Genomic DNA, 15,283 nt, shown 5'->3' with positions numbered 1-15,283 from the left:
TGCTCAACCTTCATTCGAGCAACGGAAGCCCTCGTGACTCATCTGCAAAACCTCTGGCTGGCCGAGACGATCCGCCTGCGTGAAGAACACGCCGGCCCGCTCGAGGACCAGGAAGCCAATCGCCTGGCCCGTGCGGCGGGCGGTGATCTGTCTAGCCGCATCCAGCATCGCGCCCGTTGGCTGGCCGAGCGTGATAGCCTCACCCAGGCTTTGCGCCACTGGCTGCAAGGGGCGCGCCTGGCGCTGTTCGTCCTGGCGCTGCTGGCCCTGATGAGCGGCGCTGGCCTGGGGTTTGCCGCCCTCGGCGACGGACAGACTCCAGTCAATGTGTTCTGGGCCCTCGGCAGCCTTCTGGGCCTGAACCTGATCCTGCTCATCGGCTGGGCTCTGGGCCTGCTGTTTGCCGGGGAGCAAGGCGCCGCGCTGGGTCGCCTGTGGTTGTGGCTCAGCGAAAAACTCGCCCGCGACGCCAAGGCCGCCCAACTGGCGCCGGCCCTGCTGCTGTTGCTGCAACGGCGCAGGCTCAATCGTTGGGCCCTCGGTGTGCTGGTCAACGGTTTGTGGCTGCTGGCGATGCTCAGCGCGCTGGTCATCGTGCTGATGCTGATGGCCACCCGGCGCTATGGCTTCGTGTGGGAGACCACTATTCTCGGCGCCGATACCTTCGTCGCCATGACCCAGGCCCTCGGGGCACTTCCGGCGTTGCTGGGCTTCAGCGTGCCGACGGTGGACATGATCCGCGCCAGCGGCGATGCCGCGCTGAACATCGAGAGCGCCCGCCAGGCCTGGGCCACCTGGCTGGTGGGCGTGCTGCTGGTGTATGGCGTGTTGCCGCGCCTGGGCCTGGCACTGTTGTGCCTGTGGCGCTGGCAACGTGGCCGCGCCACGCTGCGCCTGGACTTGAACCTGCCGGGCTACGCTCAACTGCGTGAACGGCTGATGCCTAGCAGCGAACGCCTGGGCGTCAACGATGCCGCTCCTGCGCAATTGCATTCCATCGAAAGCGCGGCCAACCCCATGCAAAGCGACGGCGCGCTGCTGGTGGCGATCGAACTGGACGATCGGCCCTGGCCACCCAAGTTGCCCGAGACCGTGAAAAGCGCCGGGATCCTCGACAGCCGTGAATCGCGCCACAAGCTCCTCGAACAATTGTCGCGCTTCCCGCCCGCCCGGCTGGCAATTGCCTGCGACCCACGACGCTCACCGGACCGAGGCAGCGTGGCACTGATCGCCGAGTTGGCCCGCAGCGCCAGCGCCACCCGTGTCTGGCTGTTGCAGGCGCCCCCCGGCGAAGCGCTGGACGCCGATCGCCTGGGCGACTGGCACAACGCCCTGCAACAGTTGCAATTACCCTTCGCCGACTGCGCGCCCTTGAACTGGCTGGAGACCGGCCATGACTGACCCGCTGAAGCCGCTGAAACTGGCCGTGGTCGGCCACACCAATGTGGGCAAGACGTCGCTGCTGCGCACCCTCACCCGGGACGTCGGCTTTGGCGAGGTGTCCCATCGCCCGAGTACCACCCGGCATGTCGAGGGCGCGCGGCTGTCGGTGGAGGGCGACGCGTTGCTGGAGCTGTACGACACGCCCGGCCTGGAAGATGCCATCGCCCTGCTCGACTACCTCGAACGCCTGGAGCGTCCCGGCGAGCGCCTCGACGGCCCGGCCCGCCTGGCGCGGTTTCTCGAAGGCAGCGAGGCGCGGCAACGCTTCGAACAGGAAGCCAAGGTGCTGCGGCAACTGCTCGCCAGCGATGCCGGGCTGTATGTGATCGATGCCCGGGAGCCGGTGCTGGCCAAATACCGCGATGAATTGGAAGTCCTCGCCAGTTGTGGCAAGCCGCTGCTGCCGGTGCTGAATTTCGTCAGCGGCACCCACCACCGCGAACCCGACTGGCGCGACGCCCTGGCCCGGCTGGGGCTGCATGCCCTGGTGCGCTTCGACAGCGTCGCCCCGCCCGAAGACGGCGAGCGGCGCTTGTATGAAAGCCTCGCGCTGCTGCTGGAACATGCCCGCGCGCCTCTGGAACGGTTGATCGCCGACCAGCAAGTCCAACGCCTGGCGCGCCAGCAGGGTGCGACGCGCCTGATCGCCGAACTGCTGATCGACTGCGCGGCCTGCCGACGCAGCGTCGCCAGCGACCCCGAACTGGAACGCCAGGCCATCGGCGAGCTGCGCAGCGCCGTGCGTCAGCGTGAGCAACGCTGCGTCGAAGCCCTGCTCAAGCTCTATGCCTTCCGTCCCGGGGACGCCGCGGCCAGCGATTTGCCGCTGCTCGATGGACGTTGGGGCGATGACCTGTTCAATCCCGAAACCCTCAAGCAAGTGGGCGTACGCGTCGGCGGCGGCATCGCGGCGGGCGCGGCGGCCGGCGCCGGGGTGGACCTGCTGGTGGGTGGCCTGACCCTCGGCGCCGCGGCCCTGGCCGGGGCGGTGGCCGGCGGCGCCCTGCAAACCGCTCGCAACTACGGCAACCGACTGCTGGGCAAGCTCAAGGGGCAACGGGAACTGACGATGGACGACAACGTGCTGCGCCTGCTGGCGCTACGCCAACGGCAACTGCTGCAAGCCCTCGACCAACGCGGCCACGCGGCGCTGGACAGCATCCGCATCGCCACGCCCCAGGACCAGACCTGGCGCGAAGGCAAGCTGCCCGAAGCCCTGGGCAAGGCCCGGGCGCATCCGCAATGGTCATCGCTCAATGCCCAGGCACGGTTGAGCCAGGCAGAGCGGCAGGAGCAGATCGAGCAGTTGGCTGGGGAGCTCTGAGCAACACAGTGCCCTGTGGTCAGGTGCACATTCCCTCTGTGGCAAGGAGATTTGTGGGAGCAAGGCTTGCCCGCGATAGGGACACCTCGTTTTTCCTGAAGACCGCAATGTCTTCATTGCGGGCAAGCCTTGCTCCTACAGAAAATATCCTTGCCGAACGAGCAGCGCCAATCGACGGTTATTCGTGGACCAAGGCCTGGAATGCCAACACGGCCTCAGGCAACTCCAACTCACTGAACACCCGCACCCCATGGCGCTTGAGCAACGCCGCCGTCACACCTTCGCCGCTGACCTTTACGCCACTGAACGTCCCGTCATAGGTCAGCAGGTTGCCACACGAAGGACTGTTGGCCTTGAGTACTGCGAGCCGGATGCCATGCTCGCGCACCAGCTCCAGCGCTTGATGGGCGCCTGACAGAAACTGCGCGCTGACGTCCTCGCCTTCACCGGTAAACACCCCCGCCTGGCCGTCGAGCACTCGTGCGCCCTGCCCGCCGGGAATCTCTGCCGCCGCCCGGGGTGTCGGCAAGCCGCCGGCCACTTCCGGGCACAACGGCACGACCCGGCCCTCGTCGAGCCACTGCTGGAGCTGATCGAACGGCCCGCTGGCACCGCCGTCATAGCGCACGCGATGCCCGAGCAGGCAACGACTGACCAGGATCTTTTCCATGGTCAGAACAACTCGTTGCCACGCCGGCGGAACCAGCCGGTCAGCGACAAGCGCTCCCGCGTGGCCGGCAAGACTTCATGGGGAACGCTTCCGGAAAGGAAAACCACCAGGCAACCGCCGCAAGGCACCACGTCATGTTCCACCCCTTCGTCCAGGTACATGCGCAACTGCCCGCCCTGCTCGGGTAGCCAGTCCTCGTTGAGGTAGAGCACCGCCGACACCGCGCGTCGGTCGTCATCGCGGAAGCGGTCGACATGCTTGAGGTAGAACGCGCCGGGTGGGTACAAGGCGAAGTGGCTTTCGAAATCTTCCAGGCCCAGGAACAGCCCTCGGTTGAGGGCCTCGCGCAAGCTGTCCATCCACGCCAGGTAACGGTCGCACGCCTCGGCCTGGCCGGGCTCCAGCCATTGGATGCGATCGCCACGCACCCCTTCGCGGACCTGCGAGGACGACCCGCGTCCGACCCCGGCCGGCGCCAATTCGCCGTCGGCGGCACGCTGGCGACATTCGGCCGCCAGGCTACGGGTCAGCGCATCCGGCAAGAAGAGGTTCTGCTGCGACCAGCCGCGTTCGGCCAGGTCGTCGACAATGCGCAGCAGCATCGGGTGGTCAGAGGGTATTTGCATGGTGCGCATAGTATGCCTGTGTCTGCGAAACCGACAGCACCGCGCAGCGACTTTGATTGCACGAGCGTACGAACCTGATACGAATTCTCGACAAGTTCCCACACCCCACGGAGAATAGTCGGCTGCTGATAGGAGCCCCTATGCGCCGTTTGCTTTTCTCACTGTTGATGTTCTGTGTCTTGCCCGCCTGGGCAGACAGCTACGACCAGTTGTACAAGGTCGCCGGCTGGCCGGAACAGCGGGCGCATTTCAATGACGCCTTGAGCGCCGCCCAGCAGCGCTATCAAAACAGCCTGCCGCCGGCAGTGTTCCAGGCGCTGGTGGACAACAGCAACCAACGTTTCGCTCCCCAGGCCGTGGACCAACGGGCCGAGGCGCAAATGCGCAAGCACCTGCGCGACCCGCAACCGGCACTGGCGTTTTTCCAGTCGCCGCTGGGGCGCAAGGTCGTGGCGGCCGAACTACTGGCGACCCGCCGCGATCAACTGGCGAAAAACGCCAAGGGGCTGCCGAAGATGCAGGCCAGCGATAATCGCCTGTTGATCATCGGTCACCTGGCCCAGGCCCTGCCTGCCCGCGAAGCCGGCGCCGAGGTCAGCCTGGCGATTGCCGGCGTAGCGGCCGACAGCCTCAGCTCGATGATCCCCGGCCTGCTGGGAGCAGGCCAGGCCCAAGGCATGCTCAATGGCCAGCGCCAGCGGTTGATGGAGCAGATCGGCGCCGACCTGAACAACACGTTGCTGTACGTCTACCGCGACCTGACGGACACCGAGCTGGAAGAGTTTTCCACCTTCGCCGAGTCGGCCGAGGGCCAGGCTTATTATCAGGCTGCGCTGGCGGCGATCCGGGCGGGGTTGGCGGTGGGGCAGAACCTCGGGCAATAGCCCAACATCGCTATCGCGAGGCTGCTCCGGGCGGCGATCCGACAAAAGCGATCGATCCGTCACCGCCGATTCCGGCTCATCCGCTTGCTCAGAAACCCAAACATCTCCTGCCGCATCGCCAGCGCTTCGTTCGCCAGGTGATGCCGTCCTTCAGGCAACATCAACACCTGCGGCCGGTCGAACTTGCTATTCAGCACTTGCAGGTTGTGCTTCCAATCCACCGTCATGTCCGCTTGCCCTTGCACGATCAACGGCTGGCGCGGGCTGCTCGGGGCCGCCTCGATACGCTTGATCCATCGCGCCAACGCACCCACCCACGCGGTGGGCAGGCGCAGCGGTTGCAGCGGGTCGGCTCGCAGAAAGGGCAGGAACTGGGGATCGGTGGAGTTCTCGCTGAACACTCGGGCGATACCGGTGACGAACGGCTTGAGCAGGTAATAACTCAGGCGTGACCAGCCCCAGGCTCGCGGCCGTACCAAGGGTGACAACAGGATGACCTGGCCCTGTGCCGGGCTGTTCGCGCCCTGGTTGAGCACATGGTCGACCACGATGGCCCCGCCCGTGCTTTGCCCACACAGGTGCCAGGGTTGCGGCAGCGCCAGTGTCGCGGCCTCGGCCAACAGAGCCTGCAAGGTGGCCTGGTACTCGGCAAAGTCATGGATGCTGGCACGTTCGCCGCTGGACAGGCCGTGACCCGGCAGGTCGCAGGCGATGACCGCGAATTTCTGCTCCAGGGCCCACTCGATCAAATGGCGATACAACCCCATGTGATCGTAATAACCGTGGAACACAAACAGCGTCGCCGCGGCTTTTTCCGGCCACCAGACCTGGCCGACCAGCTCATACCCGCCCACCTGGAAACGCCCCAGCCCCTTGCGCAAGCTGCGTTGAGGAAAGTCCAAGCCGTAGAACCGCTGGTAGGCCAGGGCTTGCTCGGAAAGCGGCTGCCACTGGGCCAGGGGTTGCAGGCTGGCACGCAAGTGATCGGGGTCGAAAGTGGCAGGCATCGATATTTCCAGGGATAAGCGCATCGCGCGAAACGGATTTTGTAGGCCTCAGATATTCATCTGTCGCGACAGGCGTGGCAAGCTACCCGGCCCCAGAGGATCGACTCCATGCGCCCGTCCCACCGCACGACCTTGCTCGCCAGCCTGCTTGCCCTCGGGTGCGCCGCCGTGTTGTGGTTCGCGTATGAGTGGTTCCAGGGCCGCTTCCTGCGGGCTTTCAGCCAACACACGGCGGTATTTTCCGGTGACCCCTTGCGCCTGCCCGCCGACCTGGCCGGCCCTGGCGCGATTCGCCTGGTGCATTTCTGGGATCCGGCCTGCCCATGCAACGTCGGCAACCAGCAACACCTTGCCGAACTGCTCGACAAATACATACCCCAGGGGGTCGAGTTCTACGCGGTACAGAAAACCGCAAGCCAGGGCCATTTACCCGCCACCTTGAACCGTCTCAAGCCCCTGTCGGCGCTCCCCGGCTCGAACCGGATCCCCGCCAGCCCCGCCGTGGCGATCTGGGATCGCAGCGGCGAGCTGGCGTACTTCGGTCCCTACAGCGAAGGCCTGACCTGCAATTCGAGCAACAGCTTCATCGAACCGATTCTCGAAGCGTTGAGCGCTGGCCGGACGGTCAACGCGACCCACACGATGGCGGTGGGTTGCTATTGTCCGTGGGCCCAAGATACATCGGGCAAGGAATAAGACCGGGAAATCCTTCGGGGAGCGATGCGAAGTCGCACAGCGGCATGTTAAACAGGGAACGAATAGCGCAACCACGGAAGTGCTGTCACCAGAATAAGGAATCTCCATGAAACGCACCCTCATCGCCCTGCTGTCCTTGGTCGTCACCGCCGTCATCGTCGCGGGCGGCTACCTCTACAGCAAGCAGCCCACCCGCCAGGGCACGGTGCAGTTGCAGGGGCTGCATGGTTCGGTGACGGTGCGCTACGACGAACGCGGCGTGCCGCATATCCGCGCCGAAAACGAAACCGACCTGTACCGCGCCCTGGGTTATGTCCAGGCCCAGGATCGGCTGTTCCAGATGGAGGTGCTGCGCCGCCTCGCCCGTGGTGAACTGGCCGAGGTGCTGGGGCCCAAACTGCTCGACACCGACAAACTGATGCGCAGCCTGCGCATTCGCGAGCGCGCCGCGGCCTATGTGGCGGAACAGGATCCGCAATCGCCGTCCTGGCTGGCGATGCAGGCTTACCTGGAGGGCATCAATGCCTACCAGGACAGTCACACCCGCCCCATCGAATTCGATGTGCTGGGCATTCCCAAGCGGCCCTTCACCGCCGAAGACACCGTGAGCATTACCGGTTACATGGCCTACAGCTTCGCCGCGGCGTTTCGCACCGAACCGCTGCTGACTTATGTCCGCGATCAACTGGGTGCCCATTACCTGAACATCTTTGACCTCGACTGGCAGTCCCAAGGCGTGCTGACCGAAGGACGCAACGGCGGCCTGTCGTTGGCCGCTTCCGATTGGAAAGACCTCAATGCCCTGGCCCGACTGAGCGAGCAGGCCCTGGCCGGCAATGGCTTGCCGCAGTTCGAGGGCAGCAACGCCTGGGCGGTCTCCGGCAGTCGCACCCGCAGCGGCAAGCCATTGCTGGCGGGCGATCCGCACATCCGTTTTTCCGCCCCTTCGGTGTGGTACGAGGCGCACCTGTCGGCACCGGGTTTCGAGCTCTATGGGCATTACCAGGCGCTGATGCCGTTCGCGACGCTGGGCATGAACAAGGATTTCGGCTGGAGCGTCACCATGTTCCAGAACGACGACCTCGACCTGATCGTCGAGAAGGTCAATCCGGAGAACCCCGAACAGGTCTGGTACCGCGACAAATGGGTGGACATGACCCGCAGCGAACAGCAGATCGCGGTCAAGGGCCAGGCGCCGGTGACGCTGGTGCTGCGCCAGTCGCCCCACGGTCCCATCGTCAACGATGCCCTCGGGGTGAACGCCGGCAAGACCCCGGTCGCCATGTGGTGGGGGTTCCTGGAAAGCCGCAACCCGATCCTCGACGCGTTTTACCAGCTCAACCGCGCCGACACCCTCGCCAAGGCCCGTGGCGCGTCGGCCAAGATCCACGCCCCTGGGTTGAACGTGGTGTGGGCCAACGCCAAGGGGGACATTGGCTGGTGGGCCGCCGCGCAATTGCCCAAGCGGCCGGTCGGTGTGAAGCCCGGCTTTCTCCTCGACGGCAGCCGCCCGGAGGCGGAAAAGGAAGGCTTCTACCCGTTCAGCAGCAACCCGCAGGAAGAAAATCCGGCGCGGGGCTACATCATCTCAGCCAATTTCCAGCCCGTGCCGGCCAGCGGTATCGAGATTCCCGGCTACTACAACCTCGCCGATCGCGGCCAGCAACTCAACCGGCAGCTCAGCGACAAGCAGGCAAAGTGGGACATCGAAACCACCCGGAAACTGCAACTGGGCACCACCACCGCCTACGGCCCTCGCCTGCTCGCGCCGTTGCTGCCGGTGCTGCGTGAGGTGGTCAGCGACCCGCAGGAACGCAAATGGGTCGAACAACTGGCGCAGTGGCCGGGGGATTATCCGCTGGACTCCACCAGTGCGACGCTGTTCAACCAGTTCCTGTTCAACCTCGCCGACGCCGCCCTGCACGATGAACTGGGCGACGGATTCTTCGACACCGCGCTGTCGACCCGGGTCATTGACGCAGCCCTGCCACGTCTGGCCGCTGCGGCGGATTCACCGTGGTGGGACGATCGCTCGACAGCGGGCAAGGAAACCCGGGCCGACACCGTGAAAAAGGCCTGGGACAAGAGCCTGGCGCACCTCAAGGCAACCTTGGGCGACGATGCCACGCAATGGCAATGGGGCAAGGCCCATACCCTCACCCACGGCCATCCGCTGGGCATGCAAAAGCCACTGGACCGCATTTTCAACATCGGCCCCTTCGCCGCGCCCGGCACCCATGAAGTGCCCAACAACCTCTCCGCCAGGATCGGCCCGGCGCCCTGGCCGGTGACCTACGGACCCTCGACCCGGCGCATCATCGACTTCGCCGACCCGGCCCATAGCGTCACCATCAACCCGGTCGGCCAGAGCGGCGTACCGTTCGACAAGCACTACGAGGACCAGGCCGAAGCCTATATCGAAGGGCTGTATCACCAGGCGCACCTGGCCGAGGAAGAAGTGACGGCGAACACCCGCGGCACCCTGAAACTGCTGCCGGCCAGGGCCCCCTGAGTCGGCGCGGGTATTTTTTCATCACCGGCGGGCTGGATCGCCATTGATGGTCAAGACTGCAAGGGATCCCTCCAAGCCACCTGCACAGGAGTCAACACAATGTTCAACAACTGGTCCGAACTGCTGCCTACCATCAAGAGTGCCTTTGGTGCCCTGGGCAAGAGCAATCCGAAAATGGTCAAGGCCTACATGGCCCTGGATGAAGCCGCCGCCGAAAACAACGTGCTCGATGCCAAGACCCGTGAACTGATCTCCATCGCCGTCGCCATCACCACCCGTTGTGACGGCTGCATTGGCGTCCACACCGACGCCGCCATCAAGGCCGGCGCTACCCGCGAAGAAATCGCCGCGACCCTGGCCACCGCCGTCTCGCTGAATGCCGGTGCAGCGTACATCTTCTCCCTGCGAGCGCTGGAGGCGCATGACACGCTGAAGAAATGAGGGATGGCGTGACATATTCATCGACTGTCCCACCGCTATCGCGAGCCTGCCCGCGATAGCGGTTTCACGGGTAACCGAAAACTCCGTGGCCAGGGAGCTTGCTCCCTCACCACGACTGCCACATTCAAGCCTGAGCAGCAGCCACCGCCCGGCGTACTTCCGGTTGTTTCCAGGAATCGGCGGCACTTTCTTCGATGGCTTGCTGGATCGCCCGCTTGCGGTTTTCTTCGGCGCGACGGCTGAAGTACCAGACCAGGAAGGTCACCAGGGAAACAGCCAACAGAATCAGGCTCGCCACGGCGTTGATTTCCGGCTTGACCCCCAGGCGTACCGCCGAGAAGACTTCCATCGGCAAGGTCGTCGAACCTGGGCCGGAGACGAAACTCGCCAACACCAGGTCATCCAGGGACAGCGCGAACGACATCATGCCGCCGGCCGCCAGCGACGGCGCGATCATCGGGATGGTGATCAAGAAGAACACTTTCCACGGTCGCGCCCCCAGGTCCATGGCCGCTTCTTCGATGGACAGGTCCAGCTCACGCAAGCGCGACGACACCACCACCGCCACATAAGCCGCGCAGAACGTGGTGTGGGCAATCCAGATGGTGACGATGCCACGCTCCTGGGGCCAGCCGATCATCTGCGCCATGGCCACGAACAGCAGCAACAGCGACAGGCCGGTGATCACTTCGGGCATCACCAACGGCGCGGTGACCAGGCCGCCAAACAGCGTGCGGCCCTTGAAGCGGGTGACGCGGGTCAGCACGAAGGCCGCCAGCGTCCCCAGCGCGACCGCCGCGACCGCCGTGTAGCAGGCAATCTCCAGCGAACGCAGCACCGAGCCCATCAACTGCGTGTTGTCCAGCAGGCCAACGTACCACTTGATCGACCAGCCGCCCCACACCGTCACCAGTTTCGAGGCGTTGAAGGAGAAGATCACCAGGATCACCATCGGTGCATAAATAAACAACAATCCCAGCACCAGCATCAGGTTTGAAAAACGCAAGCGCTTCATTCCTTGCCCTCCATTTCCTTGGCCTGACTGCGGTTGAACAGAATGATGGGCACGATCAGGATCGCCAGCATCACCACCGCCAGGGCAGACGCCACCGGCCAGTCACGGTTGTTGAAGAATTCCTGCCACAGCACTTTGCCGATCATCAGGGTTTCCGGGCCGCCCAGCAGTTCCGGGATCACGAACTCGCCCACCACCGGGATGAACACCAGCATGCAACCGGCGATGATGCCGTTTCGCGACAGCGGCACGGTGATTTTCCAGAAGCTGTTGAAGGTGCTCGAACCCAGGTCCGACGCGGCTTCCAGCAAGCTTGGATCGTGCTTCACCAGGTTGGCGTACAACGGCAGGATCATGAAGGGCAGGTACGAGTAGACAACGCCGATGTACACCGCCAGGTTGGTGTTGAGGATCTGCAACGGTTCGCTGATCCAGCCCATGCCCAGCAGGAAACCGTTGAGCAGGCCGTTATTGCTGAGGATGCCCATCCACGCATAGACGCGGATCAGGATCGCGGTCCAGGTCGGCATCATGATCAGCAGCACCAGGACCGTCTGGGTTTCCTTGCGGGCGTTGGCGATGCCATAGGCCATCGGGTAACCGATCAGCAGGCACAGCGCGGTGCTGACCAGCGCCATCTTCAGCGAGCCGAGATAGGCGGCGATGTACAACTCGTCCTCGCTGAGCATCGTGTAGTTGGCGAGGTTGAGCAGGATTTGCAGTTTCTGGTCGACGTAGCTGTAGATCTCGGTGTACGGCGGGATGGCCACGTCGGCTTCGGCGAAGCTGATCTTCAGGACGATGAAGAACGGCAGCATGAAGAACAGGAACAGCCAGATGAAGGGCACCCCGATGACCAGTTGACGGCCACCGGGCGTTATTCGAGCGAGTCGGCGTTTGAGTTTGCGCAGGTTCATGAGCGAAGCACCACGCCGCTGTCGTCTTCCCACCAGACGAACACTTGGTCGCCCCAGGTCGGCCGTTGGCCACGGCGTTCGGCGTTGGCGACGAACGACTGCACCAGCTTGCCGCTCGGCAGCTCGACGTAGAACACCGAATGACCGCCCAGGTAGGCGATGTCATGGACCTTGCCGCTGGACCAGTTGTGGTCGCAGGTCGGCTGCTGGGCGGTGACCAGCAGTTTTTCCGGGCGAATGGCGTAGGTCACGGACTTGTCCTGCACCGAGGTGCTGATGCCATGACCCACGTAGATGTTGCGATCCAGGTCCTTGCAGGTCAGCACGGCGTGGCCTTCGGCGTCGTCCACCACTTCGGTCTCGAAGATGTTGACGTTGCCGATGAACTCGCAGACCAGCCGGCTGGTCGGGGTTTCGTAGATGTCGATCGGGCTGCCGATCTGGGCGATCCAGCCCAGGTGCATGATCGCGATGCGCTCGGCCATGGTCATGGCCTCTTCCTGGTCGTGGGTCACCATGACGCAGGTCACGCCGACCCGCTCGATGATCTCCACCAGCTCCAGTTGCATCTGCGAGCGCAGCTTTTTATCCAGGGCGCCCATCGGCTCGTCGAGCAGCAACAGCTTGGGTCGCTTGGCCAGCGAACGGGCCAGGGCCACGCGTTGACGCTGGCCGCCGGAGAGCTGGTGCGGCTTGCGCTTGGCGTATTGGCTCATCTGCACCAGCTTGAGCATTTCCGCCACGCGGGCATCGATCTCGGCCTTGGGGATCTTGTCCTGTTGCAGGCCAAAGGCAATGTTCTGCGCCACGGTCATGTGGGGGAACAAGGCGTAGGACTGGAACATCATGTTGATCGGCCGCTCGTACGGCGGCATGTCCGTGATGTCCACGCCGTCGAGGAAAATGCGCCCCTCCGTGGGCCGCTCGAAACCGGCCAGCATACGCAGCAAGGTGGATTTGCCCGATCCCGACCCGCCGAGCAAGGCGAAGATCTCGCCTTTCTTGATTTCCAGGGACACATCGTCCACGGCAATCGTCTCGTCGAACTTCTTCGTGACCCGGTCGATTTTGACCAGCACCTGCTTGGGTGTCTGGTCGCCCTCGAGGGCTTTCTTATAGGCGCCGGAGGCAACTGCCATTTACGAAACTCCCACAGAATTTGCAGTTCGCCCCATATGGGCGAACCTTCGATAGTTTGAGCGTTTAACGCTATTTACCCGACTTGACCTTGGTCCAGCTGCGGGTCATGAGTCGTTGGATCTTGGGCGGTAACTCGGAGTTGACGTAGAGCTTGTCGACGACCGCTTGTGACGGGTAGACCGCTTCGTCGGTGCGGACTTTCTGGTCCATCAGCTCGCCAGCCTTGGGGTTCGGGTTGGCATAACCGACGGCGTCGCTGACCTGGGCGATCACCTCGGGTTTGAGCAGATAGTTGATGAATGCGTGCGCTTGCTTGACGTTGGTGGCGTCGCGAGGGATCGCCAGCATGTCGAACCAGAGGTTGCCGCCTTCCTTGGGGATCACGTAGGCAATTTCGACGCCCTTGCCGGCTTCGCTGGCACGTGAACGGGCCTGGAAGATGTCCCCGGAGAACCCGGCGGCCACGCAGATCTCGCCGTTGGCCAGATCGGAGATGTACTTGGAGGAGTTGAAGTAGGTCACGTAAGGCCGGATCTTGAGGAGCTGGGCCTCGGCCTTCTTGTAGTCTTCGGGGTCTTCGCTGTTGGGGTTCAGGCCCAGGTAATTGAGCATCGCCGGGATCATTTCATCGCCCGAGTCGAGGAACGAGACACCACAGCTGGACAGCTTCTTGATGTTTTCCGGCTCGAACAACATGGCCCACGAGTCAATCTTGTCGACGCCCAGCACGGCCTTGATCTTCTCGACGTTGTAGCCGATGCCATTGGTGCCCCACAGGTACGGCACGGCGTATTGATTGCCCGGGTCGTTCTTTTCCAGGCGCTTGAGCAGTTGAGGATCCAGGTTGGCGTAGTCAGGCAGTTGCGCCTTGTCGAGTTTCTGGAACGCCCCGGCCTTGATCTGCTTGCCCAGGAAGTGGTTGGACGGCACGACCACGTCATATCCAGTGCGTCCGGCCAACAACTTGCCTTCCAGGGTTTCATTGGAATCGAAGACGTCATATACCGGCTTGATGCCCGTGGCTTTTTCGAAGTCTGCCAGGGTGGTCTCGCCGATGTAGTCCGACCAGTTATAAATATGCACGGTGGAAGCCGCCTGGACACTGACAGCGAGCGTCAGGCCGGCACCGACCAGCAAAGCGTTGCGTAACAAAGAAAAGACTGGCACGTGGAGGTCCTCTTGAATAGTTGGGCCCAAGTTGCCCCCGTTACTTGGCCACGATGGGCCCTGCAACAAAACCGGCGCGCAACTTACCCTCGATAAACCGATCCAGCAAAACTTTTAGTTATTTATTGTTCCTGTTGCCGCCGCCGCGAGGACAGCGACAACAGGACGATGCTTCAGGCCGGCTTACTTACCGGATTTGATCTTGGTCCAGCTGCGGGTCAGGATCCGCTGGGTGGCGGCTGGCAGGTCGGCAATCGCGTAGAGCTTGGCCTGCACCTCTGCTGGTGGGTAGATGCCCGGGTCGCTGGTGATTTCCTTGCTGACCAACGGGGTCGAGGCCGCGTTGCCGTTCGGGAAGCTCACGGTGTCGGTGATTTCCGCCATGATTTCCGGCTTCTGCAGGAAGGTCATGAACTTGTAGGCACCTTCGACGTTCTCGGCATCCTTGGGAATGGCGACCATGTCGAAGAAGCTACCGGCACCTTCCTTCGGAATGTTGTAGCTGACCTTGACCTTGCCACCGGCTTCAGCCGCACGGGACTTGGCCTGGTAGACGTCGCCCGAGTAACCGACCGCTACGCAGATATTGCCGTTGGCCAGGTCGGAGATGTACTTGGAGGAGTGGAAGTAGCTGATCGAAGGACGGATCTTGAGGAACAGTGCCTCGGCTTCAGCCAGTTGCTTCTTGTCCTGGCTGTCGGTCGGATAGCCCAGGTAATGCAGGGCCACCGGGATCATTTCGGTCGGCGAGTCGAGGAAGCTGATGCCGCAGGACTTCAGCTTGGCCGCGTTTTCCGGCTTGAACAGCAGGTCCCACGAATTGGTCGGTGCGTCGGCACCCAGCGCGGCCTTGACCTTCTCGGGGTTGAAACCGATGCCGATCGAACCCCACATGTAGGGGAACGCGTGCTCGTTGCCCGGGTCGCTCACCGAAACGGCCTTGAGCAGGTCGGTGTTGAGGTTTTTCCAGTTAGGCAACTTGGACTTGTCGAGCTTCTGGTAGACCCCGGCCTTGATCTGCTTGGCCAGGAAGTTGTTCGACGGCACCACGATGTCATAGCCGGACTTGCCCGCCAACAGCTTGGCTTCCAATGTTTCGTTGCTGTCGAACACGTCGTAGACCACTTTGATCCCCGACTCTTTTTCAAACTTGGCGACGGTGTCCGGGGCGATATAGTCGGACCAGTTATACACGTGCAGCACTTTATCGTCCGCCTGAACGGCGCCCGCCATCACGCCCATCAGGGACATGGCGAGGAGGGTCTTGCCAGCTATCTTCATACCTAATGCCTTCATGAAAAAATGCTCCAGTTATTCTTCTTAGCCAAAGTTCAGTAACCAGCTCGCGGGCAACTTGAACAGCGCGGATAGTCTGGCAAGTTACGGTGCAGGCTTACAACACAAGCCCAGTCTTTTATTCACACCGGGCGAGGCCCGCGCA

At 63.1% G+C, this 15,283-nt stretch carries 14 protein-coding genes; 6 read left to right on the top strand and 8 right to left on the bottom strand.

Translation table 11 applies throughout. The features are described 5' to 3' along the window. The first annotated feature begins 33 nt into the window (after positions 1-33). Together N4Q37_RS09715 and N4Q37_RS09710 are read left to right on the top strand one after the other, a co-directional pair. A complete protein-coding gene (locus tag N4Q37_RS09715) occupies positions 34-1,401 on the top strand; it encodes a DUF2868 domain-containing protein (protein ID WP_260957385.1) in 1,368 nt (455 codons plus the stop codon). Further along, a complete protein-coding gene (locus N4Q37_RS09710; RefSeq protein WP_260957383.1) occupies positions 1,394-2,767 on the top strand; it encodes a GTPase/DUF3482 domain-containing protein in 1,374 nt (457 codons plus the stop codon). The genes N4Q37_RS09715 and N4Q37_RS09710 overlap by 8 nt, the downstream gene beginning before the upstream one ends. A gap of 178 nt (positions 2,768-2,945) precedes the next feature. Here N4Q37_RS09710 and N4Q37_RS09705 read toward each other — a convergent pair whose 3' ends face one another. Next, positions 2,946-3,437: a DUF523 domain-containing protein gene (locus N4Q37_RS09705; protein ID WP_260957381.1), complete on the bottom strand. Its 492-nt coding sequence runs from the start codon at positions 3,435-3,437 to the stop codon at positions 2,946-2,948. 2 nt (positions 3,438-3,439) lie between these two features. After that, positions 3,440-4,072, bottom strand: coding sequence for a 2OG-Fe(II) oxygenase (locus N4Q37_RS09700; protein ID WP_260957378.1), 633 nt, complete (start codon positions 4,070-4,072; stop codon positions 3,440-3,442). Between the two features lie 131 nt (positions 4,073-4,203). Between N4Q37_RS09700 and N4Q37_RS09695 the strand changes: the two genes are divergently transcribed. Next, a complete protein-coding gene (locus tag N4Q37_RS09695) occupies positions 4,204-4,947 on the top strand; it encodes a DUF2059 domain-containing protein (protein WP_260957375.1) in 744 nt (247 codons plus the stop codon). A 59-nt stretch (positions 4,948-5,006) separates the two neighbouring features. On the opposite strand, the gene N4Q37_RS09690 is transcribed toward N4Q37_RS09695, so the two are convergent. Beyond that, a complete protein-coding gene (locus N4Q37_RS09690; protein ID WP_260957374.1) occupies positions 5,007-5,954 on the bottom strand; it encodes an alpha/beta hydrolase in 948 nt (315 codons plus the stop codon). Between the two features lie 108 nt (positions 5,955-6,062). Here N4Q37_RS09690 and N4Q37_RS09685 point away from each other — a divergent pair, with 108 nt between their 5' ends. The 3 genes from N4Q37_RS09685 to N4Q37_RS09675 all read left to right on the top strand — a co-directional run bounded on the left by N4Q37_RS09685 (position 6,063) and on the right by N4Q37_RS09675 (position 9,603). After that, a complete protein-coding gene (locus N4Q37_RS09685; RefSeq protein WP_260957372.1) occupies positions 6,063-6,650 on the top strand; it encodes a DUF6436 domain-containing protein in 588 nt (195 codons plus the stop codon). Positions 6,651-6,756: 106 nt separating this feature from the next. Beyond that, complete coding sequence (locus N4Q37_RS09680) at positions 6,757-9,162, top strand: penicillin acylase family protein (protein ID WP_260957370.1); 2,406 nt, start codon at positions 6,757-6,759, stop codon at positions 9,160-9,162. Positions 9,163-9,261: 99 nt separating this feature from the next. Further along, positions 9,262-9,603, top strand: coding sequence for a carboxymuconolactone decarboxylase family protein (locus N4Q37_RS09675; RefSeq protein ID WP_260957369.1), 342 nt, complete (start codon positions 9,262-9,264; stop codon positions 9,601-9,603). Positions 9,604-9,727: 124 nt separating this feature from the next. Here N4Q37_RS09675 and N4Q37_RS09670 read toward each other — a convergent pair whose 3' ends face one another. The 5 genes from N4Q37_RS09670 to N4Q37_RS09650 all read right to left on the bottom strand — a co-directional run bounded on the left by N4Q37_RS09670 (position 9,728) and on the right by N4Q37_RS09650 (position 15,123). Beyond that, complete coding sequence (locus N4Q37_RS09670) at positions 9,728-10,618, bottom strand: ABC transporter permease subunit (RefSeq protein ID WP_260957366.1); 891 nt, start codon at positions 10,616-10,618, stop codon at positions 9,728-9,730. Beyond that, the gene (locus tag N4Q37_RS09665) at positions 10,615-11,535 is read right to left on the bottom strand and encodes an ABC transporter permease subunit (RefSeq protein WP_260957365.1); all 921 of its coding nucleotides are present in this window, start codon (positions 11,533-11,535) and stop codon (positions 10,615-10,617) included. The genes N4Q37_RS09670 and N4Q37_RS09665 overlap by 4 nt, the downstream gene beginning before the upstream one ends. Further along, complete coding sequence (locus tag N4Q37_RS09660; protein ID WP_260957363.1) at positions 11,532-12,674, bottom strand: ABC transporter ATP-binding protein; 1,143 nt, start codon at positions 12,672-12,674, stop codon at positions 11,532-11,534. The genes N4Q37_RS09665 and N4Q37_RS09660 overlap by 4 nt, the downstream gene beginning before the upstream one ends. 70 nt (positions 12,675-12,744) lie before the next feature. Beyond that, entirely contained in the window at positions 12,745-13,842 is a 1,098-nt protein-coding gene (locus N4Q37_RS09655; RefSeq protein WP_260957361.1) for a polyamine ABC transporter substrate-binding protein, read from the bottom strand. A 183-nt stretch (positions 13,843-14,025) separates the two neighbouring features. Continuing rightward, positions 14,026-15,123: a polyamine ABC transporter substrate-binding protein gene (locus N4Q37_RS09650; RefSeq protein ID WP_260957677.1), complete on the bottom strand. Its 1,098-nt coding sequence runs from the start codon at positions 15,121-15,123 to the stop codon at positions 14,026-14,028. Between the last annotated feature and the right edge of the window lie 160 nt (positions 15,124-15,283).

It is taken from the genome of Pseudomonas citri, assembly GCF_025336485.1.
In the GTDB taxonomy this organism is placed as follows: Bacteria; Pseudomonadota; Gammaproteobacteria; order Pseudomonadales; family Pseudomonadaceae; genus Aquipseudomonas; species Aquipseudomonas citri.
The sequence above is the reverse complement of the archived record's forward strand: the minus strand, read 5'-3'. Positions and strand labels throughout refer to the sequence as shown.